This window comes from Citrobacter sp. Cy070 (genome assembly GCF_030332245.1).
GTDB classification, from domain to species: domain Bacteria; phylum Pseudomonadota; class Gammaproteobacteria; order Enterobacterales; family Enterobacteriaceae; genus Citrobacter; species Citrobacter youngae.
The window spans coordinates 1-22,345 of the sequence record NZ_JAOWIG010000086.1; the positions used below are offsets into that span (position 1 = coordinate 1).

The 22,345-nt window shown below is 51.1% G+C and carries 19 protein-coding genes; 14 read left to right on the forward strand and 5 right to left on the reverse strand.

The features are described from left to right. Together OGY19_RS17815 and OGY19_RS17820 are read left to right on the forward strand one after the other, a co-directional pair. Positions 1–63, forward strand: a 63-nt coding sequence (locus OGY19_RS17815; RefSeq protein ID WP_071603212.1) for an IS1 family transposase, incomplete at its 5' end; no start/stop codon positions are given. Between the two features lie 69 nt (positions 64–132). Next, positions 133–765 (forward strand): DUF2238 domain-containing protein, encoded by a 633-nt coding sequence (locus tag OGY19_RS17820; RefSeq protein ID WP_048213863.1) that lies wholly within the window; start codon positions 133–135, stop codon positions 763–765. 54 nt (positions 766–819) lie between these two features. Here the strand turns inward: OGY19_RS17820 and OGY19_RS17825 are convergent, their stop codons facing one another. Continuing rightward, positions 820–2,175, reverse strand: a complete 1,356-nt coding sequence (locus OGY19_RS17825) for an alpha-glucosidase/alpha-galactosidase (protein WP_115601120.1) — start codon at positions 2,173–2,175, stop codon at positions 820–822. A gap of 268 nt (positions 2,176–2,443) precedes the next feature. On the opposite strand from OGY19_RS17825, the gene melR reads away from it, so the two are divergent. The 7 genes from melR to pmrB all read left to right on the forward strand — a co-directional run bounded on the left by melR (position 2,444) and on the right by pmrB (position 12,004). Beyond that, on the forward strand, positions 2,444–3,376 hold the full coding sequence (gene melR / locus OGY19_RS17830; protein WP_115601121.1) for a transcriptional regulator MelR: 933 nt from the start codon (positions 2,444–2,446) through the stop codon (positions 3,374–3,376). 275 nt (positions 3,377–3,651) lie between these two features. After that, positions 3,652–5,919, forward strand: coding sequence for an arginine decarboxylase (adiA, locus tag OGY19_RS17835; protein ID WP_115602365.1), 2,268 nt, complete (start codon positions 3,652–3,654; stop codon positions 5,917–5,919). Between the two features lie 317 nt (positions 5,920–6,236). Then, the gene (locus OGY19_RS17840) at positions 6,237–6,998 is read left to right on the forward strand and encodes an AraC family transcriptional regulator (protein WP_048213867.1); all 762 of its coding nucleotides are present in this window, start codon (positions 6,237–6,239) and stop codon (positions 6,996–6,998) included. 127 nt (positions 6,999–7,125) lie between these two features. Further along, on the forward strand, positions 7,126–8,463 hold the full coding sequence (gene adiC, locus OGY19_RS17845; RefSeq protein WP_048213868.1) for an arginine/agmatine antiporter: 1,338 nt from the start codon (positions 7,126–7,128) through the stop codon (positions 8,461–8,463). A 147-nt stretch (positions 8,464–8,610) separates the two neighbouring features. After that, positions 8,611–10,248, forward strand: coding sequence for a phosphoethanolamine transferase EptA (gene eptA / locus OGY19_RS17850; RefSeq protein ID WP_115601122.1), 1,638 nt, complete (start codon positions 8,611–8,613; stop codon positions 10,246–10,248). Positions 10,249–10,252: 4 nt separating this feature from the next. Next, the gene (pmrA, locus tag OGY19_RS17855; protein WP_048213870.1) at positions 10,253–10,921 is read left to right on the forward strand and encodes a two-component system response regulator PmrA; all 669 of its coding nucleotides are present in this window, start codon (positions 10,253–10,255) and stop codon (positions 10,919–10,921) included. Between the two features lie 9 nt (positions 10,922–10,930). Next, positions 10,931–12,004, forward strand: coding sequence for a two-component system sensor histidine kinase PmrB (pmrB, locus tag OGY19_RS17860; RefSeq protein WP_086523823.1), 1,074 nt, complete (start codon positions 10,931–10,933; stop codon positions 12,002–12,004). Here the strand turns inward: pmrB and pmrR are convergent. Beyond that, complete coding sequence (gene pmrR, locus OGY19_RS24490; protein WP_003826741.1) at positions 11,998–12,087, reverse strand: LpxT activity modulator PmrR; 90 nt, start codon at positions 12,085–12,087, stop codon at positions 11,998–12,000. The genes pmrB and pmrR overlap by 7 nt on opposite strands. A 156-nt stretch (positions 12,088–12,243) precedes the next feature. Further along, entirely contained in the window at positions 12,244–13,746 is a 1,503-nt protein-coding gene (proP, locus tag OGY19_RS17865) for a glycine betaine/L-proline transporter ProP (protein ID WP_048213872.1), read from the reverse strand. A 701-nt stretch (positions 13,747–14,447) separates the two neighbouring features. Here proP and kdgT point away from each other — a divergent pair. Continuing rightward, entirely contained in the window at positions 14,448–15,446 is a 999-nt protein-coding gene (gene kdgT / locus OGY19_RS17870; protein WP_048213873.1) for a 2-keto-3-deoxygluconate transporter, read from the forward strand. A gap of 27 nt (positions 15,447–15,473) precedes the next feature. On the opposite strand, the gene OGY19_RS17875 is transcribed toward kdgT, so the two are convergent. Continuing rightward, positions 15,474–16,367: a diguanylate cyclase regulator RdcB family protein gene (locus tag OGY19_RS17875; protein ID WP_115601123.1), complete on the reverse strand. Its 894-nt coding sequence runs from the start codon at positions 16,365–16,367 to the stop codon at positions 15,474–15,476. Beyond that, the gene (gene crfC, locus OGY19_RS17880; protein WP_115601124.1) at positions 16,364–18,721 is read right to left on the reverse strand and encodes a clamp-binding protein CrfC; all 2,358 of its coding nucleotides are present in this window, start codon (positions 18,719–18,721) and stop codon (positions 16,364–16,366) included. The genes OGY19_RS17875 and crfC overlap by 4 nt, the downstream gene beginning before the upstream one ends. 542 nt (positions 18,722–19,263) lie before the next feature. On the opposite strand from crfC, the gene OGY19_RS17885 reads away from it, so the two are divergent. The 4 genes from OGY19_RS17885 to phnD all read left to right on the forward strand — a co-directional run bounded on the left by OGY19_RS17885 (position 19,264) and on the right by phnD (position 22,282). After that, entirely contained in the window at positions 19,264–19,599 is a 336-nt protein-coding gene (locus OGY19_RS17885) for a zinc ribbon domain-containing protein YjdM (protein WP_003031835.1), read from the forward strand. Positions 19,600–19,739: 140 nt separating this feature from the next. Further along, on the forward strand, positions 19,740–20,189 hold the full coding sequence (yjdN, locus tag OGY19_RS17890) for a VOC family metalloprotein YjdN (RefSeq protein WP_115601125.1): 450 nt from the start codon (positions 19,740–19,742) through the stop codon (positions 20,187–20,189). 132 nt (positions 20,190–20,321) lie between these two features. Beyond that, positions 20,322–21,110 (forward strand): phosphonate ABC transporter ATP-binding protein, encoded by a 789-nt coding sequence (phnC, locus tag OGY19_RS17895; protein ID WP_048213877.1) that lies wholly within the window; start codon positions 20,322–20,324, stop codon positions 21,108–21,110. 155 nt (positions 21,111–21,265) lie between these two features. Next, positions 21,266–22,282, forward strand: coding sequence for a phosphonate ABC transporter substrate-binding protein (gene phnD, locus OGY19_RS17900; protein WP_048213878.1), 1,017 nt, complete (start codon positions 21,266–21,268; stop codon positions 22,280–22,282). The last annotated feature ends 63 nt before the right edge of the window (positions 22,283–22,345 follow it).

Here is a 22,345-nt window from a genome sequence, read left to right on the forward strand (position 1 = left end):
AAATCGGTGGAGCTGCATGACAAAGTCATCGGGCATTATCTGAACATAAAACACTATCAATAAGTTGGAGTCATTACCAATTTTTGCCGTTCACAGTGAATAGTAATATTTTCCATTACTTGTGAATTCGCCATGCTCCGCACACTGAATCCTGTAATACTGAACACTGGCGCTATAGTGCTGGCGCTGATCCTTATCTACACTGGCTTCTGTGCCACCGAAAAATTGACCTGGCTGATGGAAGTGACGCCGGTCATTATTGTTGTGCCATTGCTGCTCGCCACCATGAAGCGCTACCCGCTGACTCCCATGCTCTACACGCTTATCTTCTTTCATGCCATCATTTTGATGGTTGGCGGCATGTATACCTATGCCAAAGTCCCCATTGGTTTTGAAGTGCAGGCGTGGTTGGATCTCAGTCGCAACCCCTATGACAAACTGGGTCATTTTTTCCAGGGACTGGTGCCAGCGCTGACGGCAAGAGAGATTTTAGTCCGCGGCAATATTGTCCGCGGCCGCAAGATGTTAGCGTTTTTAGTCTGCTGCGTAGCACTGGCAATCAGCGCCACCTATGAGCTCATTGAATGGTGGGCGGCACTGGCGATGGGGCAAGGCGCGGATGACTTCCTGGGTACGCAGGGCGATCCATGGGATACCCAGTCGGATATGTTCTGCGCCCTGCTCGGCGCGCTAACGACAGTGCTTGTACTGGCGCGAGTTCACTGTGCACAGCTGCGTCGCTACGGACTGGTAATCGCCAACTAAATATACATACTGCCGGATGTCGATAACGTTCATCCGGCAGACGCAAGATGGACCTTATTGATGCAACCAGGCCGGCAACCACTCACCGTGCGCGTCAATCAGATCATCCACCAACGCATAAATCTCTTCAATCCCTAATACCGCAGCGGTATGCGGATCCATCATCGCCGCGTGATAAATACGATCGCGATTCTCCGTCAGAATAGCTTCCGTCAGCAGGGTTTGAACATTGATATTCGTTTGCATCATCGCCGCCAAATGAGACGGGAGAGCCCCCACTTTTGTCGGCTGAATACCATTGGCATCAACCAAACAAGCCACCTCGACACAACAACCCTGCGGCAGGTTATCGATCAGGTTGTCGTTACGAACATTGCCATACACCACGCTGGGTTCTCCGGTCCAGATAGCGTTCATGATTGTGCTGGCATATTCCCTTGACGGTTTGATATCAATGCGCGCCGTCGTTTTGTACTCTTCCAGCTCTTTATGCCAGTTCGCCAGTTGCTCTACACAGCGCTTCGGATATTCATCCAGCGGAATCTTATAGCGCTCAATCAGATCTTCACGACCCGGTTTGATAAACCACGGCGTGTATTCAGCAAAGTGTTCCGACGACTCGGTGACGAAATACCCCAATTTTTTGAACATTTCATAACGCACAATGTTCTGGCAGCGAGTATTGCCGTGGATATTCGGTTTCGGGACCTGGCCTGTTGCATAAGCTGCCAGCAGTTCCGGATAGAGATCGACATAGGTCCCATCAGCCGTTTTACGCTCCAGTTGCAGATAAAACGCCATATGGTTGATCCCGGCGCTGCGATAACGCAAAGAAGCAGGATCAATATCCAGATCCCGCGCCAACTCTTCCGCCGTTCCCTGCACCGAATGACATAACCCAACCTGTTTAATATGCGGATAGCGTGCATATATTGCCCAGGAGTTCATCGCCATGGGATTAACATAATTAAGCAGGGTGGCATGCGGGCAGACGTCGGTCATATCCTCGCAAATCTGCCATAAATGCGGAATCGTACGCAGCGCGCGCATAATGCCACCAGGCCCCAATGTGTCGGCTATCGTTTGTTCCAGACCGTGGCGTTTGCACACGGAAAAATCGGTCACGGTACACGGCTCGTAACCGCCAATCTGGAAAGCGACTATTACAAAATCAGCATCCTGCAATGCCGTTTTTTGATCGGTATAGCAAGTGATCTGGCCGCAAGCGCCAGCCGAGTCCATCAGCTTACGCACCACAATATGCGACTCTTCCAGGCGGGCTGCATCGATATCCATTAAAGCAATATGTGCGGATTTCAGCGCATCGCGGTGAAAGACATCTCCGAGAATATTCTTCACGAAAATCGTCGATCCCGCGCCGATAAAAGTAATTTTGGGTGCAGACATCATGACTCTCCAGAACGTGGGGTGATGACGCCATGGTGGCATGAGGACGCAAGAAAAACGTCCGGCTTCTGTACCGAGTACTCCCAGAAACTCAGTTCGCCTTTTCGTTCGGGCGAAAACTGAGTTTCTGGGATAATTTTTGCCGAAAAGCAGAGTATACGGGTTCAAAAAAGCACACTACCCGGTAATGGTGACCTGATTTGCGCGCCGATTCGCAGTCTTATCCGCTGAAAAATGGCATGATTCTGAACAATCAGGAACTGGAGTTACCATGACCACGCCGCCAATCTCAGCGCTTCCCCCCGATCCGCACATGTGTAACAGCGATGAGAAACAAACCCGTAGCCCACTGTCGCTGTACTCGGAATATCAACGTCTCGATATCGAACTACGCGCACCGCACGCCATGACCACCAGCCACTGGCATGGACAGGTGGAGATTAACGTACCGTTCGACGGCGATGTGGAATACCTGATCAATAACGAAGTGGTGCAGATAAAACAGGGCCATATCACCCTGTTTTGGGCCTGTACGCCGCACCAGTTAATACGACATGGCGCCTGCCAGAACATGGCTATCTTTAATTTACCCATGCACCTGTTTCTCTCCTGGCCGCTGGACCGTGAGCTGATCAACCACGTCACTCATGGCATGGTCATCAAATCACAGGCCTCTCAGCAGTTGAGCACCTTTGAAGTTCAGCGCTGGCAACAGGAGCTAAGCAGCCCGAACGAACAGATTCGCCAGCTTGCCATCGATGAAATTAGCCTGATGCTCAAGCGGTTTAGCCTCTCCGGCTGGCAGCCCGTCCTGGTCAATAAAACCGCGGGCACGCACAAAAACAGCGTTTCACATCACGCGCAGTTTTACGTGAGTCAAATGCTCAGTTTTATTGCCGACAACTACGATCAGGCGCTCACCATCAACGATGTTGCGGAGCACGTGAAGCTCAACCCCAACTATGCAATGGGGATTTTCCAGCGTGTGATGCAACTCACCATGAAGCAGTACATTACCGCGATGCGTATCAACCACGTTCGCGCATTGCTGAGCGACACTGATAAAACCATTCTGGACGTCGCCCTTACCGCCGGATTTCGCTCCAGCAGTCGTTTTTACGATACTTTCAGCAAATTTGTCGGCATGTCACCACAGCAGTACCGCAAACTGAGCCAGCAACATCGACAATCGATAGCCGGATAAGCGTCGGATGGCGCAAACACATGTCCACTGACAGCACACCCCATTCGGCAATATCAGTATCAGCCAAAAAAATAATTCCCCTGTCGATAAACAATGCTGAAAAACTGCCTTCGATGAATATTAATTATTTGTTTATAAAGGAATAAAAACAAAATACGCTCATTTATCAGCCACTTTACAGCCCAATTTGTCAGGATAATACTTGCCTGCGTCACATTCATACGGTGTGTCTGCAATCCATAAATTGCAACCTCTCCACTACCGGGTAAAAGATGATGAAAGTATTAATTGTTGAAAGTGAGTTTCTGCATCAGGACACCTGGGTTGGTAGCGCTGTTGAGCGTCTGGCAGATGCCTTAAGTCGCCAAAATGTTACCGTCATTAAATCCACCTCATTCGACGATGGTTATGCCATCCTCGCGGCAAATGAAGCCATTGATTGCCTGATGTTCAGCTATCAAATGGAACAACAAGATGAACACCTGAATGTCAGGCAATTGATCGGCAAGCTCCACGAACGCCAGCAAAACGTCCCCGTTTTCCTGCTGGGCGATCGGGAAAAAGCCACCGCATCGCTGGATCGCGATCTGCTGGAGCTTGTCGATGAATTCGCCTGGATTCTTGAAGATACCGCTGACTTTATCGCCGGGCGCGCCGTTGCTGCGATGACCCGTTACCGCCAACAGCTGTTACCACCGCTGTTCAGCGCGCTGATGAAATACAGTGACATTCACGAATATTCCTGGGCAGCCCCTGGTCACCAGGGCGGCGTGGGATTTACTAAAACGCCGGCCGGTCGTTTCTATCATGACTACTACGGTGAAAACCTATTCCGTAGCGACATGGGTATTGAACGCGCATCACTGGGTTCACTGCTTGACCATACTGGCGCGTTTGGTGAAAGCGAAAAATATGCCGCACGTGTCTTCGGCGCTGACCACTCATGGTCCGTGGTGGTCGGTACTTCTGGCTCTAACCGCACCATCATGCAGGCATGCATGACTGATAACGATGTGGTAGTGCTGGACCGTAACTGCCATAAATCCATTGAACAAGGGCTCATTCTTACCGGGGCAAAACCGGTGTACATGGTACCAAGCCGCAACCGCTACGGCATTATCGGGCCTATCTACCCGCAGGAAATGCAGCCCGAAACATTGCAGAGAAAAATCAGCGAAAGCCCACTGACAAAAGACAAAACCGGACAGAAACCGTCATATAGCGTTGTAACCAACTGCACCTATGACGGCGTCTGCTACAACGCAAAAGAGGCACAAGACCTGCTAGCCCAGACCAGCGATCGCATTCATTTCGATGAAGCCTGGTACGGCTATGCGCGTTTCAACCCGATTTATGCCGATCACTACGCTATGCGTGGTGCACCTGGCGACCATAACGGCCCCACCGTTTTTGCCACCCACTCGACCCATAAGTTGCTGAATGCGCTCTCTCAGGCATCTTACATTCACGTCCGTGAAGGCCGTGGCGCGGTTAATTTCTCCCGCTTTAACCAGGCGTACATGATGCACGCCACCACGTCTCCGCTGTATGCCATCTGTGCATCAAACGACGTGGCAGTTTCCATGATGGACGGTAACAGTGGCCTGTCGCTCACCCAGGAAGTGATCGATGAAGCCGTCGATTTCCGTCAGGCGATGGCACGGTTGTACAAAGAATTCACGGCTGAGGGCGACTGGTTCTTCAAACCGTGGAACAAAGAGGTGGTTACCGATCCGCAGACCGGAAAAACCTATGACTTTGCCGATGCGCCAACCCAACTCCTGACGACCGACCAGAACTGCTGGGTAATGCGCCCCGGTGAATCCTGGCATGGGTTTAAAGACCTGCCAGATAACTGGAGCATGCTGGACCCCATTAAAGTCAGTATTCTGGCGCCAGGTATGGGTGATGATGGTGAGCTGGAACAAACCGGTGTTCCGGCGGCGCTGGTTACCGCCTGGCTTAGCCGCCACGGCATCGTACCGACCCGTACCACCGATTTCCAGATTATGTTCTTGTTCTCAATGGGGATCACCCGTGGTAAATGGGGCACGCTGATAAACACACTGTGCTCTTTCAAACACCACTATGATGCCAATACTCCGCTCTCACAGGTGATGCCGGAACTGGTAGAGGAATATCCTGACACTTACGCAAACATGGGTATTCACGATCTGGGCGACACCATGTTCGCCTGGCTGAAAGAAAATAACCCAGGTAGCCGACTCAATGCGGCCTACTCTGGCCTGCCTGTTGCTGAAATGACCCCGCGTGAAGCCTATAACGCGATAGTCAGCGATAACGTTGAGATGGTGGCGATTGAAAATCTGCCGGGTCGTATCGCAGCCAACTCCGTCATTCCTTACCCACCGGGAATTCCAATGCTGCTGTCCGGGGAAAACTTTGGCGATGCCAACAGCCCGCAGATTAGTTATCTACGTTCGTTGCAATCCTGGGATCATCATTTCCCTGGCTTTGAACATGAAACCGAAGGAACGGAAATTATTGACGGTGTGTATCACGTCATGTGCGTGAAAGCCTAATGTCGTTTTTTAGATAGTCTATTTTTTATAAGGTTGACGTGTGATGGTTGAGTAATTCCTGAGTATTGCTGCAAAACAATAACATTGTCATACCTTTTGCGCGGGACCACCCCGCGCTTTTTTTATACGCAAATAGTACGTTGCCACTTGCGTAAAAAATTATGTACATGCCAAGAATCCCTACAGATATTGTAATTACTAAAAATCACGCTATTTTATCGCTTGTCTTGATTCATCATACAATTTTTTTTTTAGCCGCGATTACTCAGCAGGTGCTGAGTTACGGTATTTGATGTTCATATTCCGGGAGTTTGGGTATGAGGCTTTGCAGCAAAGAAGCTTGTGTTGTTGTATTAACGGAGAAAGATGTTTGGTTAAGGATTAACGGTAAAGAAGCCATCAGTTTAAAAGCTAACCACATGGCTCTGGTGGCGTGTGATAATAATATTATCGATTTTTCTTCACTTAATAACGCACTGGTCGTACATATCAGTCGCGATGTCATTAAAGACTATCTACGATTTTTAAATAAAGATCTTTCACAGTTCCCTCTCTGGCAACGTAGCGCCAATCCGGTGATGACCGCCGTATGCCTGACGCCGGATGTCTTTCGGGTTGCCGCTCAACACAGCGTGATGGAAACGCAAAACGAAGGCGAAAATGAGCGTACCCGTTCGCTACTGTTCACCGTATTATCGCGTTTTCTCGACAGCAAAAAGTTTATCTCCCTACTTATGCATATGTTACGCAATCGCATCAGCGACAGCGTTTACCACATCATTGAGAGCGATATTCATAAAGACTGGAATTTAAGCATGGTCGCCAGTTGCTTATGCCTGAGTCCCAGTTTGTTAAAGAAAAAGCTAAAAAATGAAAATACAAGTTACAGTCAAATAATAACCACGTGCCGTATGCGTTATGCCGTCAATCAATTAATGATGGACGGGAAAAACATTTCACAGGTATCTCAGCTGTGCGGATATAACAGTACTTCATACTTTATCTCCGTCTTCAAAGAGTTCTATGGAATGACGCCACTGCATTATGTCAGTCAACATCGGGAACCCTCCGCTGCCTGATTTTTGATCATTTAGCGATGAGCCATAATAATATCAGCATTGGCGATACCCCTGTTCCGCCATCATAAAATAGTCTTCTGAAGAGGTATGATGTGACGTCATTTATCCTTATCAGGAGTTAAAAAATATGTCGACGGATGCTGATGCTCACAAAGTGGGCTTAATCCCCGTCACCCTTATGGTGTCGGGGAATATTATGGGTTCCGGTGTATTCCTGCTACCCGCAAACCTGGCGTCAACTGGCGGGATTGCAATCTACGGATGGTTGGTCACTATTATCGGTGCGCTGGCACTGTCGATGGTGTACGCCAAAATGTCGTCCTTAGACTCCAGTCCCGGTGGTTCTTACGCTTATGCGCGCCGCTGTTTCGGTCCTTTTTTAGGCTACCAGACCAACGTGCTGTACTGGCTGGCCTGCTGGATTGGTAACATCGCCATGGTCGTTATTGGCGTCGGTTACCTGAGCTACTTCTTCCCTATCTTAAAAGATCCGTTGGTTCTGACGCTCACCTGTGTCGTTGTACTGTGGGTTTTCGTCTTACTGAATATTGTCGGTCCAAAAATGATCACTCGCGTGCAGGCCGTTGCGACAGTACTGGCGCTGGTGCCCATTGTCGGTATTGCCGTCTTCGGCTGGTTCTGGTTCCGCGGTGAAACCTATATGGCGGCCTGGAACGTCAGCGGCATGAATACCTTCGGCGCCATCCAAAGCACCTTAAACGTAACCTTATGGTCGTTCATTGGGGTTGAAAGCGCCTCCGTTGCCGCCGGTGTGGTTAAAAACCCGAAACGTAACGTCCCTATCGCCACCATTGGCGGGGTACTGATTGCCGCCGTCTGCTACGTTCTCTCAACTACGGCGATTATGGGTATGATCCCTAACGCTGCACTGCGGGTGTCAGCCTCACCGTTTGGTGATGCTGCACGCATGGCACTGGGTGATACCGCTGGGGCCATTGTCTCCTTCTGTGCAGCGGCTGGGTGCCTTGGCTCACTGGGTGGTTGGACACTGTTGGCCGGCCAGACCGCAAAAGCGGCAGCCGATGACGGCCTGTTCCCACCGATTTTCGCTCGCGTCAACAAGGCGGGAACACCGGTTGCCGGGCTAATCATCGTCGGGATCCTGATGACCCTCTTCCAGTTCAGCAGCATGTCGCCAAACGCCGCAAAAGAATTTGGTCTGGTCTCTTCGGTCTCCGTTATCTTCACCCTGGTGCCATATCTGTACACCTGCGCGGCATTGCTGCTGCTGGGCCACGGTCACTTTGGTAAAGCGCGTCCGATGTACTTACTGGTGACCTTTGTGGCATTTGTCTACTGCATCTGGGCGGTGGTGGGTTCTGGCGCCAAAGAAGTGATGTGGTCGTTCGTGATGTTGATGGTAATCACCGCACTGTATGCGCTCAATTACAACCGGATCCATAAAAACCCGTATCCTCTGGATGCCCCGACCAACAATAATTAATGCCTGTAAGCGTCGTTGCCCGATGACATAAGCGCATCGGGCCTACGCATCACACACCCCACCACTACCTGCTAACATTAAGAACTTAATGTTGGCTTAATTTTACTTTGAGAGGATCCGCTCCACTTAGTCGATGGAACCCCCTTAATGTTAAAGCTCCTGTTTAAAAGACCGACTCTCGGGCAAATCAGCTGGCTATTGCTGATCTCATTTTATCTTGCGACCTTCCTGAACATCGCGTTCTACAAACAGGTACTGCAAGACCTTCCGCTGGATTCCCTGCGCAATATCCTGGTGTTCTTATCGATGCCGGTTGTCGCGTTCAGCGTCATGAATATCGTGCTCACGCTGGCCTCTTTCCTGTGGCTTAACCGCCTGGTCGCGTGCATTTTCATTTTGGTCGGAGCATCCGCCCAGTATTTCATCATGACCTACGGCATCATCATCGACCGCTCGATGATCGCCAACATGATGGATACCACACCGGCTGAAACCTTCGCCCTCATGACGCCGCAAATGCTCCTGACGCTGGGGCTGAGCGGCATTCTGGCCGCCATCGTTGCCTGCTGGATAAGAATCAAACCCATTACGCCAGTGCTGCGCAGCGTGTTGTATCGCGCTGCGAATATCCTGATATCGGCACTGCTTATCGTGCTGGTCGCCGCCTTCTTCTATAAAGATTACGCATCGCTGTTTCGTAATAACAAAGAGCTGGTTAAGTCCCTCAGCCCGTCCAACAGCATCGTGGCAACGTCATCCTGGTATTCACACCAGAGACTGGCCAACCTGCCGCTGGTGCGTATTGGCGAAGATGCACACCGTAATCCAGAAATGGTGAAAGGAAAACGTAAGAACCTCACTATTGTGGTGCTCGGTGAAACGTCACGCGGCGACAACTTCTCTCTGTCAGGTTATTCACGTCAGACCAATCCGTTGCTGGAAAAAGATGATGTCGTTTATTTCCCGCATACAACGTCCTGCGGTACGGCGACAGCCGTTTCCGTTCCCTGCATGTTCTCCGACATGCCACGAGCGCATTACGATGAAGAGCTGGCTCACCACCAGGAAGGCGTACTCGATATCATCCAACGGGCGGGAATTAACGTTCTGTGGAATGATAACGACGGCGGCTGTAAAGGTGCCTGTGACCGCGTACCGCATCAGGATATGACTGCGCTGAACTTACCAGGACAGTGTATTAACGGTGAATGCTACGATGAAGTCCTGTTCCACGGGCTGGAAGAGTACATTAATAACCTGAAGGGCGACGGCGTGATCGTGCTGCACACCATCGGCAGCCATGGTCCAACCTATTACAACCGTTATCCGCCACAGTTTAAGAAATTTACCCCAACCTGCGATACCAACGAAATTCAAACCTGTTCGCAGCAGCAACTGGTGAATACCTACGACAATACCATCCTGTACATTGACTATATTGTTGATAAAGCGATCAATATACTGAAAGCGCATCAGGACAATTTCACCACCAGCCTGGTTTATCTTTCCGATCACGGTGAATCCTTAGGAGAAAACGGCGTCTACTTGCACGGTCTGCCGTATTCGATTGCACCTGACACACAAAAACATGTACCGATGCTGTTGTGGCTCTCAGAAGATTATCAGCAACGCTATCAGGTCTCTCAGACATGTTTACAAAAACGGGCCAGCTCAGAAGATTTCTCACAGGATAATCTGTTCTCAACCCTGCTGGGATTAACGGGCGTGCAAACACAGAAATACCAAGCGGCAGATGATATTCTGCAACCCTGCCGGGGAGGCTAACCGAATGAAAATTCTGATTGTTGAAGACGATACGCTGTTACTACAGGGGCTGATACTTGCCGCACAAACGGAAGGCTACGCCTGCGATGGCGTATCCACGGCCCGTGCCGCCGAGCATTGTCTGGAAACGGGGCATTACAGCCTTGTCGTTCTGGATTTAGGTTTACCGGATGAGGATGGCCTGCATTTTCTGACCCGCATCAGGCAGAAAAAATACACCGTGCCGGTACTCATCCTGACCGCCCGCGATACCGTGAAAGACCGCATCACCGGACTGGATGTCGGCGCTGATGACTATCTGGTCAAACCGTTCGCGCTGGAAGAACTGCATGCCCGCATTCGGGCGCTGTTACGTCGGCATAACAATCAGGGTGAAAGTGAGATTATCATTGGCAACCTGACATTGAATATCGGCCGCCGCCAGGTGTGGATGGATGGACAAGAAATTGTCTTAACGCCAAAAGAGTACGCGCTATTGTCGCGGCTGATGCTCAAAGCTGGAAGCCCGGTACACCGGGAGATTCTGTATAACGACATCTACAGCTGGGACAACGAGCCATCAACCAATACGCTGGAAGTCCACATCCACAACCTGCGCGATAAAGTGGGAAAATCACGCATTCGCACGGTTCGAGGTTTTGGCTACATGCTGGCCGCTACTGAGGAAAGCTAAGTGAATTTGATGCGTTTTCTAAAACAACCGCTCCCGCTTCGCCAGCGTTTAATGCTGACGATCGGCCTGATTCTGCTGGTCTTCCAGCTGATTAGCACCTTCTGGTTGTGGCACGAAAGCACCGAGCAAATACAGCTGTTCGAACAGGCGTTACGCGAAAACCGTAACAACGATCGCCATATCATGCATGAGATCCGCGAGGCTATCGCCAGCCTGATCGTCCCCGGCATTTTTATGGTCAGCCTGACGCTCATTATTTGCTATCAGGCGGTACGGCGCATTACCCGTCCTCTTGCCGATCTCCAACAGGAGTTAGAAACTCGCACAGCGGATAATCTGGCTCCCATTAATATCCGTAGCTCCACCATTGAGATACAGGCGGTGGTGACGGCGCTCAATCAGTTGGTTACGCGGCTAACAACCACTATCGACAACGAGCGTCTGTTTACTGCCGACGTTGCCCATGAGCTACGAACGCCACTATCCGGCGTTCGTCTGCATCTGGAATTGCTGTCAAAAACCCACAATGTTGACGTTACGCCGCTCATCACCCGTCTCGACCAAATGATGGACAGCGTGTCGCAGCTGTTGCAACTCGCCCGTGTGGGTCAGTCGTTTTCGGCCGGAAGCTACCAGCACGTCAAACTACTGGAGGACGTGATTCTGCCCTCTTACGATGAACTCAGCACGATGCTGGACCAGCGCCAGCAAACGTTGCTCCTACCGGCGAGCGCAGAGGATGTCATCGTACGCGGCGACGCCACGCTATTGCGGATGCTGCTGAGAAATCTGGTGGAGAACGCCCATCGCTACAGCCCGGAAGGCACCCATATTACGATTAGCCTGAATACAGAGCATGATGCCGTCATGGCCGTCGAAGATGAAGGGCCAGGCATTGATGAAAGTAAATGTGGGGAACTGAGCAAAGCGTTTGTGCGTATGGATAGCCGTTTTGGCGGGATTGGGCTGGGGCTGAGCATTGTCAGTCGAATTACCCAGTTACACCACGGGCAGTTCTTTTTGCAAAACCGCCCAGGAGCCAGTGGCACTCGCGCCTGGGTGGTGCTGGAGAAAGATCAGTAAGAGCTCACCCACACGTACAAAAAACTGCTCACAATCAGTACGCTGCAAACGGTGGTCAAACTTTCATAAATACGGGTTTTCATGACACTCTCCTCCGATACTATGGAGGAGAGTTTGCCTGAAGGATATTAAGCCAACCTTAAGGCCACGCGCCGGATGGCGGCTGACGCCTTATCCGGCCTACAAAGTACAATGCGACCCGTAGGCCTAAAAGCTCGCGCCATCAGGCAATGACACAATTACTCATCAATACGCGGATGCTGCTGCACCAGGCGCGAACGCTTAAGCTGCAGCTCTGCAATTTCCTGATCGATGTCTTCGATTTTCTGCTCAATATTGTCGTAGTGCTCGCCGAGGATCTCTTTCGCTTCCTGAATATCCGAAGCGGCAGGTGTCGCCCCTTTCAGCGGCTGATTGGCGGTTTCTTTCATGGTCACGCCGGTAATTAAACCTATCACCGCAATCACCATCAGATAATAAGCTGGCATCATCAGGTTCTGCGAGCTTTCCACCAGCCAGGCGGCCAGCGTCGGGGTCAGACCAGCTACCAGGACCGAGATATTAAACGCGGCGGCCAGCGCACTGTAGCGAATATGTGTCGGGAACATCGCCGGTAACGTTGATGCCATCACCCCGGTGAAGCAGTTAAGGATCACCGCCAGCATCAGCAACCCGGCGAAAATCAGGCCGATAACGTTACTGTTAATCAGGATAAATGCCGGAATGGCCAGCACAAACAGCGCAATACTGCCCATAATCACAAACGGACGGCGTCCGAAGCGGTCACTCAGCAGCCCCATAATCGGCTGCACAAACAGCATACCAATCATAATGGCGATAATAATCAGCACACCGTGATCTTCAGAGTAGTGCAGGTTATGCGACAGGTAGCTCGGCATATAGGTGAGCAGCATGTAGTAAGTGACGTTGGTCGCAATCACCAGACCGATGCACGCCAGCAGGCTACGCCAGTGTTTAGTCGCAATTTCTTTAAACGAAATCTTCGGTCCTTCCTGCAGACCCTGACGATCGCCCTGCTCCAGCTTGTCGACATGCTGCTGAAATGCAGGTGTTTCTTCCAGAGCATGACGCAGATACAGGCCAATCAGCCCTAACGGTAGCGCCAGGAAGAACGGAATACGCCAGCCCCACTCAAGGAAGTTGTCTTCGCCGACGACAGTTGAGATCAGGACTACCACGCCCGCACCCAGCACAAACCCGGCAATCGAGCCGAAGTCCAGCCAACTGCCCATAAATCCACGCTTACGGTCCGGGGAATACTCTGCGACAAAAATCGACGCGCCGGTATACTCGCCGCCGACCGAAAAGCCCTGTGCCATCTTACACAGCAACAGCAGGATCGGTGCCCAGATACCAATAGACGCATACGAAGGGATCAACCCAATACAGAAGGTACTGATCGACATAATCACAATCGTGATAGCCAGGATCTTTTGGCGACCGTATTTATCGCCAAGCATACCGAAGAACAATCCGCCAAGCGGTCGAATCAGAAAGGGAACGGAGAAGGTAGCGAGTGCAGCAACCATCTGCACGCTGGGGTCAGCCCCCGGGAAGAACACTTTACCTAATGCGTAAGCAACAAACCCATAAACACCAAAATCAAACCACTCCATTGCATTACCGAGTGACGCGGCGGTAATGGCTTTTCGCAGTTTTCCGTCATCAATAATGGTGACGTCGCGAAGCGTAATTGGCTTTATTTTTTTCCTTTTTAGCATACCAGTCCTCATAGACTTAGCCCTGTCGCGCTACAGTTCGAGTCTCCCAACGCCGTATGCGCTAAGGTCATCGCCGAGCGGGGATTGCACAGGCGCAATCCCTGTAACAAGCGTAGCAGGTTTACTTACACTGACGAGAAACGCACAGTACAACCGAACCTGTTGACGCCTGATTGGGCGGTTAATGACCTCTTTACCCTAACAGTGTTTAAATGTGTGATCAACTTCACACATAGTTTTTCATTTCGTCAACCTGCGTAAATAAGGTCATTCTGAGTCAGCTTTTTTACATGGCACGCTTGCGATTTACTGAAAATTAAATACAAGAATAAATCACCTGGCTCCATCAACAATCACAGCAGTCACTATTATTCTGCTAGCAAAAAAACCACCTAATCCCTTCACAAAAAGATCACAGGTTTTTTAATAATCGGAACCTGTAGTGATCTTTGCTCGGAATATGTGATGAAGATAACTAAAACATCGTTTTATTTTGATTGAATCAATGTTCCTGTGAATGCAAACTAATTCCAGACGCAATATCCCTGGGAGCAGAAACATGCTCAACGTATGCCGCGTTAGATTTTATAAAACAAAGAGATAGCCGTTTTCTCTGTTAAAAACCACAAGTAACATTTTGAATTTAAATGATTTTTACTTTCTTGCGCGTTTATAACCTGCGACAAGACATGAGGACGTTTATGAAAATTAAAGCCACGATTGAACGCATCCCCGGCGGAATGATGTTGATTCCTCTGTTATTAGGCGCAGTGTTAAATACGTTAGCTCCCGATACGGGCGCGTATTTCGGTTCATTTACCAAAGGTATGATCAGCGGGACAGTTCCGATTCTGGCAGTATGGTTTTTTTGTATCGGTGCATCAATTGATTTACGAGCAACCGGTACGGTATTACGCAAGTCAGGTACATTGGTATTAACCAAAATAGCCGTAGCCTGGGCAGTGGCAATGATTGCCGCTTCATTTATTCCTGATACAGGCATTCAAACCGGGTTCTTTGCAGGTCTTTCCGTACTGGCAATTGTCTCAGCAATGGACATGACCAACGGGGGTTTGTACGCCAGCCTGATGAACCAGTACGGTACGAAAGAAGAGTCTGGCGCATTTGTGTTAATGTCTCTGGAATCCGGTCCGTTAATGACCATGGTCATTCTGGGCTCTGCCGGTCTGGCCTCTTTCGAGCCGCACCATTTCATCGGCGCGGTCCTGCCGTTCCTGATCGGCTTTACACTGGGCAACCTGGATCACGACCTGCGTGCCTTCTTTAGCAAAGCGACACCGGTACTGATTCCGTTCTTCGGCTTCGCACTGGGTAACACCATTAACCTGAGCGTCATCGTTGATACCGGTCTGCTGGGTATCCTGCTGGGTGTGGCCGTCATCGTTATCACCGGTATCCCGCTGATTATTGCTGACCGCGTCATTGGTGGCGGGAACGGTACGGCGGGCGTAGCAGCCTCTTCTGCAGCTGGTGCCGCGGTGGCTAACCCAGTCATCATCGCCCAGATTAACCCGGCATTTGAACCGGTTGCCGCTTCGGCAACTGCTCTGGTCGCTGCCAGCGTGATTGTCACCGCCATTCTGGTGCCGATTATCACCGCGTTGTATGCCAAACGTTTTAATAAAAATCAGGTCGCCAACGAGACGGTGGCGACCCCGGCAGACTCACTGCACCACTAAGCCTGCCTTTGCCTCACGCCCCCCAGCTCAACTGATAAGCTGGGGGGGTGCGAAAATCTCCTCAACCATCGCATCAACCAGTCGCTTTGCCGAACACAGTCTCGGCATCCCTAACGCCACATTCTGCCAACGCTGCGTCACCGACCAGCTCACCGGATGGCGCTGTGCATCGCACCAGTCACCCAGCCAACTCAGCAGATCGTTATGTTCGCTCGCCCCCCCAACTGCAGGTGAGTTCAGCCATTGATGATAATAATGGCGCGTAGTAGGTGCCGCATTCACGCTATGCGCCAGCGTCTGGGCAGCCATCGTGCGTAAATTGTCTTTTAGCATCGACACTACATCGGCATTCGCCAGCCGACAGGCATCACCAAAGGCGCCCCAGCGCAGTTCCTCCAGCGCAACAAAGCAGCGTCCGGGTAATGACCAGCCGTCATACGCGCCAGCCCGCCAGCGAGTAAAAATCTGTTCACTGTGTTCGCCTGCCTGCACGGTCAGCCCACGTTGCGTCAACGCTTTCTCTTTATATGCGCTACGTTGGGCAAACCCGTCAGCCAGTGAAATTAATTGCTGCATCACGCCGGGAGTTGATTGTCCGCGTGGCTGTTCAGTTTGTTGTAAGAACACCAGTCGCTCGGCAATACGTACCAGCGCCAGGTGACCAGGATCGATAGTACCCGCCAGTTTTTCCACCAGCTTAAGGCGCATCACCAGGTGTTCGCTGGAAACCCCCGCCATCACCCACGCCCGCAGTTGCGTCTGGGATAACACTTCCTGCGTCAGGCGCGCACGCAACCGCTGCTGCTGCTGCAGAAAACCGCCGGAACGTTTGGTTTCATCTCCCTGAACCAGATCGACCATAAACTTCGGGTAGACGCACTCCAGCGTCCGCCCAGGGCCTTCCAGTAACACGTTAGTCATGTATGCTCGGTTGCAAAAAGGGTGTGGATATCGTCACGCAGCAAGCGGGAATCTTCATAAATCCATGCCGCCGTCGTAATACGATGCTGCAATTGTTCATTCATTGCATTCACCGCCGATTCATTTTGCTGGCGCAGGGTCAGACTCTCGCGCAGGCTCGCCTGCAATTGCGTCAGACACAGTGAAAAATCAGCAAAAAACGTGGCCATGCCTGCCGTAACGGAAATATCGACCTGAGCAACTAAAGCTTTACGAATTTGTTGGCAAAACTGAGTGACATAATGGACAAGATTCTTGTGCAACGCGCCCATATCAATGAGGTAACGCGTTTTTGTTTCGACATAATCATTCCATCCCCAATTGGGCTGATTCAACCAACGTGAGAACGTGTCACGCACAACACCACCGGTGGACGGGGTATTATCAGCAGGGATATCCTGTTCAATAGCCTCGTTAAACAACTGGCGGGTATTGAAATTAAACATCGCCGCATGAAAGGCTGGAAAACGGATCCGCGCACGAAAACCGGCGTGGTTTAGTTCCTCTTTCACCCGCTGCTCAATAGGCCGCATAGCGTCATTCAGCGCCCGGGATAACGTCGATTCAAGCGCCTCAAAACGCAGCGCCAGGTCCCGGCTGATACTCTCCTGCGCCGCCAGCAGGACAACCTCACAGGAGGAGCGAATTTTATCTAACACAATTTTCGCTTGCCCCTCGTCATGCAACACCAGCATATCACCGGCCATTTCCGCCGTTGCAATGGCAGCTCCCATGCCATGTTGTGACATCATCAGCACGTTTTCTTTAACAAAGAACGTATTGATGCCGCACAGAATCTCGGTCTGTTGCTCACTGAGATAGGCCGCAGCAGCCTCAAGCGCCAGCTCAACCTCGTGACTGACCTCGTCGCCCACCCGCGCCTGGCTTCTCTGCAACTGTTGCATATCATCTTCAATATGCGCGATATTCATCTGCAACTGCTCATAGGCTACGGTTAAGCCGTGGGCGCGAAACTCCAGATATTCGTGTGCGCTTTGCGAATAGTTCAATAACTTGTGTGATGCCGAGCGAAGCGCATACAGCGAAGCATTGGCGTGAGCGGCGTGAATGACTTTCTGGATCGGCTGCTCAAACAACGAATCCTCCCACAGCAGATCGGCGGCATGGCGAATATGTTCTTTATCCTCAAGATCGGTGGTACGCCAGCGCCTGCCGAGTGCCGCTTCGGCAAAGTCCTGGACCCAGCGCTGCTCCTGATGATCCGGCAAGCGCCCATTATTCATGAGTTCATGACGTGCCCTGTTGGCCAGATATCCCCACATTGAGGAGACCGGATAAATACGTTCAGGCGTAATACCACCTTTCATCAACGTGCCGGAAATTAACGCCCGCACCTGCTCTTCATCATCACTGTTGCGGTCTTTCTGATCGAATTTGTTAACCAGCGCATACAGCGGTACTGACTTTCCAACCGCCATAATGGCCTGACGGACTTCCTCATCCGAAATCGACTTCAGTTGGGTATAATCCATCACCGCCAGTACCGCTGAAGCCCGCGCCAGCTGTTCATTGAGCATTTGTTGTAAGTGTGGCTGCCCGGCTTCATTCGGCCCGGGCGTATCCAGCAGCGTCAATTGTCCCGGATAACTTGCCAGCCCGGCCAGATGCACGAACTCAACCTCAATAACCGGAATATGCTCAATTGCAGCATAGGCGGCAAACGGAAACTCCACCTCCAGCGCTTTAGACAAACGCACCAGATCGTTCAGGCTCTTGAGAAAATGGAAAATAGGCTGTGCGCCAAGGTAATAGCGTTCAAATGCCACGCCGTTTTCAATATGCTGGAGCAGGGCATTCATATCCTTATCTATTTCCAGCGTCTGAGCCAGACGCTGACGATCGCATTCCCGCACGCGCTGCTGTAATACTTTCATTAAGGCGTCAATTGGCGCGACATGCGAAAAATGCAGCACCGGCTCTTTCTGTCCCGGTGTATGGCGGATAAGGGTCGGTAACGCCGTCATCGGGCGATTACGATTAGGTAAAACCTCAGTTCCGACAATCGCGTTAATCGTCGTCGACTTTCCCGCCTTCATCGTACCGACGATCGCCAGAACCATTTCCAGACGGGTAATCTTTCGCAGTTCATTGTTGAGCGTTGCCTGCTGGACATCCATGCCACGCGCGCTGAAATGCAGGGGCTGAACAACCTGTCCACTATGCTCTCCTTTTTTCAGCATGACATCATTCGCCGAGGTCATTGGCAATTTCTGCAATTGCCTGAGATGTTCAAGAGAGAGCATCAGTAAGCGTTCAGCTTCCTGACTTAATTCATAAATTGTCTGTGTGTACATGGAAAATCTTTCCTTAACGCAAATAGCATTACTTTTATTTAGCCAAATCGTTTTATTTATAGATTTTCGGCTTTTATAATTACGTGTGGAAATAATTAAAATTAAAACAACCAGCTGATATTATTAAAATAAAATTTATCGTATGACTGCTGGCCTGATGCCTCTCACTTACTATATTAAGTAAGAAAGATAAACAGAGTAGTTCAGTTTTAAAAAATGCCAGCTTAATTCCCCTACCAAATTTAAGGGGGTCACAAAGTATTCACTCACAATGACTTAGCTAGTCTGTAAGCCATGCTACCTATGAATATCGGGTGTTTCGCCTCACCTTATCTTAAATAGCTAAACGTAGCAATTTCCCTTAAAAAATATTCCTTCTGGTTTTCATAGACGTGAAAGCAACCTGACGCCACAACAGATAGTTGGGCATAATTGGCCTGTAGCCCCGACAAAAGCAGGGATTTTATGTATAATTGCGGCCTTTTTCGGCAATCTGCCAATTTTGGGCGCTTTTGCCCCTGCTGACTTTTGAGGAAATCCACATGTCATTACCACACTGCCCACAATGCAACTCCGAATACACTTACGAAGATAACGGCATGTTCATCTGCCCGGAATGCGCTCACGAATGGAACGACGCTGAACCCGCTCAGGACAGCGACGAACTGATCGTTAAAGATGCTAATGGCAACCTGCTCGCCGATGGCGACAGCGTTACCGTAGTAAAAGATCTGAAGGTAAAAGGTAGCTCTTCCATGCTGAAGATCGGTACCAAAGTGAAGAATATCCGCCTGGTTGAAGGCGACCACAACATCGATTGCAAAATCGATGGCTTTGGCCCAATGAAGCTGAAATCTGAGTTTGTGAAAAAGAACTGATGCAAATTGCCTGACGGCGCTACGCTCATCAGGTCTACACCAGCTCATCTGCCAGGCGGGAAGCCCATACTTCCCGCCTGGTTTATTTATACAGACGATAACTACACTTAACTGGCTTCTCTTACTCTGAGGTAAAGATTATGCCGTTAAGTCCCTATATCTCCTTTGCAGGCAACTGCGCTGACGCTATCGCCTTCTACCAAAAAACGTTAGGCGCTGAGCTGCTCTACAAAATCAACTTCGGTGAAATGCCCAAATCGGCGCAGGACAGTGAAGAAGGTTGCCCTTCTGGCATGAAATTCCCCGATACCGCTATTGCCCACGCCAACCTGCGCGTTGCGGGCAGCGATATCATGATGAGCGATAGCGCCCCCGACGGAAACGCGCACTACTCTGGCTTTACGCTGGTGCTCGACACACAAAACGTCGATGAAGGCAAACGCTGGTTTGATAACCTGGCAGCAAACGGAAAAATCGAAATGGACTGGCAGGAAACCTTCTGGGCCCACGGTTTCGGTAAAGTCAGCGACCAGTATGGCGTGCCGTGGATGATCAACGTCGTCAAACAACAGCACCCCCCTACAGAGTAATCCAACGGGAGGCCAGCCCTCCCGTACTGTCATCAAATATCGCTCAACTCTTCATCGCCAAGTAACCTTCCTTTAACGAAAACGTCACATTGATCCGCCACGATGGGGCCACTTTTTTAGGGAGGCCGCATCATGCAAACGGTTATTCGCGTCGAGAAACTCTCCAAATCCTTCAATCAACATCAGGCGCTTAATGCGGTTGATCTGAATATCTGTGCCGGTGAGATGGTGGCTCTGCTTGGGCCGTCCGGCTCCGGCAAATCCACCCTTTTACGTCATTTAAGCGGTTTGATCGTCGGTGATAAATCACCTGGTAGCCACATCGAACTGCTGGGTCGCACCGTTCAACATGAAGGCCGCCTGGCGCGCGATATCCGCAAAAGCCGCGCCCACACCGGCTACATCTTCCAGCAGTTCAATCTGGTGAACCGCCTGACGGTGCTGGAGAACGTCCTGATTGGCGCGCTCGGCAGCACGCCGTTCTGGCGCACCTGTTTTAGCTGGTTTACCGCTGAGCAGAAACAACGCGCGTTACAGGCGCTGACCCGCGTCGGCATGGCGCACTTTGCATATCAACGTGTTTCCACGCTTTCGGGCGGACAACAGCAGCGCGTCGCGATTGCCCGCGCGCTGATGCAGCAGGCCAAAGTCATCCTTGCCGACGAGCCGATTGCCTCGCTGGATCCGGAATCCGCGCGCATCGTGATGGACACCCTGCGCGACATCAACCAGACCGACGGCATCACCGTGGTCGTCACGCTGCATCAGGTGGATTACGCCCTGCGCTACTGCGAACGCATTGTCGCGCTGCGCCAGGGCAACGTCTTCTTTGATGGCAGCAGCCAGCATTTTGACAACGACCGTTTTGACCATCTCTACCGCAGCATGAACCGCGTCGAACAGAACGCGCAGGCTGCATAGTTCTAAAAAACCAGGCGTTATTGGCGCAGCCAGGCTGGAGACGGCCAGCGCGGAAAAACCGGAGCGTACACGCAGTACGTGAGGATTTTGAGCACTGCCCGGATTCAGGCTGGCAAGTGAAATAGCCTGGAACAATGACTAATTAAGGAAACGACATGAGCTATAAGACAGTTGCCGCGCTGGCTTTCACCAGCATGTTTAGCGTCAGTACCTTGTTAAGCCCGGCCCATGCCGAGGAGCAAGAAAAAGCGCTGAACTTTGGCATTATTTCGACCGAATCACAGCAAAACCTGAAGCCACAGTGGGAACCGTTCCTGAAGGACATGGAAAAATCGCTGGGCGTGAAAGTAAACGCCTTCTTCGCTCCGGACTACGCCGGGATCATCCAGGGCATGCGCTTTAACAAAGTGGATATCGCCTGGTACGGCAACCTCTCAGCAATGGAAGCGGTGGATCGCGCTAACGGACAAGTGTTTGCCCAGACCGTAGCCGCCGACGGATCTCCGGGTTACTGGAGCGTGTTGATCGTTAACAAAGACAGCCCGATCAACAACCTGAACGATCTGATCGCCAAACGTAAGGATCTGACCTTCGGCAACGGCGATCCCAACTCTACGTCAGGTTTCCTCGTCCCCGGTTATTACGTCTTCGCCAAAAACAACATCTCCGCCAGCGACTTCAAACGCACCGTTAACGCCGGGCACGAAACTAACGCCCTGGCCGTCGCCAACAAACAGGTGGATGTGGCTACCAACAACACCGAAAACCTCGACAAGCTGAAAACGTCCGCACCGGACAAGCTGAAAGAGTTGAAGGTTATCTGGAAGTCACCGCTGATCCCAGGCGATCCGATCGTCTGGCGTAAGAACCTCTCTGAAGCCACCAAGGACAAGGTGTACGACTTCTTCATGAACTACGGCAAAACGCCGGAGCAGAAAACCGTCCTGGAACGCCTGGGTTGGGCGCCGTTCCGTGCCTCCAGCGATCTGCAACTGGTGCCGATTCGCCAACTGGCGCTGTTTAAAGAGATGCAGGGCGTGAAGGACAACAAAGGGCTGAACGAGGAAGAGAAAACCAGCAAAACCTCGGCGCTGAAAGCACAGCTTGATGATCTCGACCGCCTGACCGCCGCCCTGGGCGCCATGACCAGCGTCACCAAAGCGGTGCAATAACCCTGATGCCCGGTGGCGCTTCGCTTACCGGGCCTACGATGTTTTGTAGGCCGGATAAGGCGC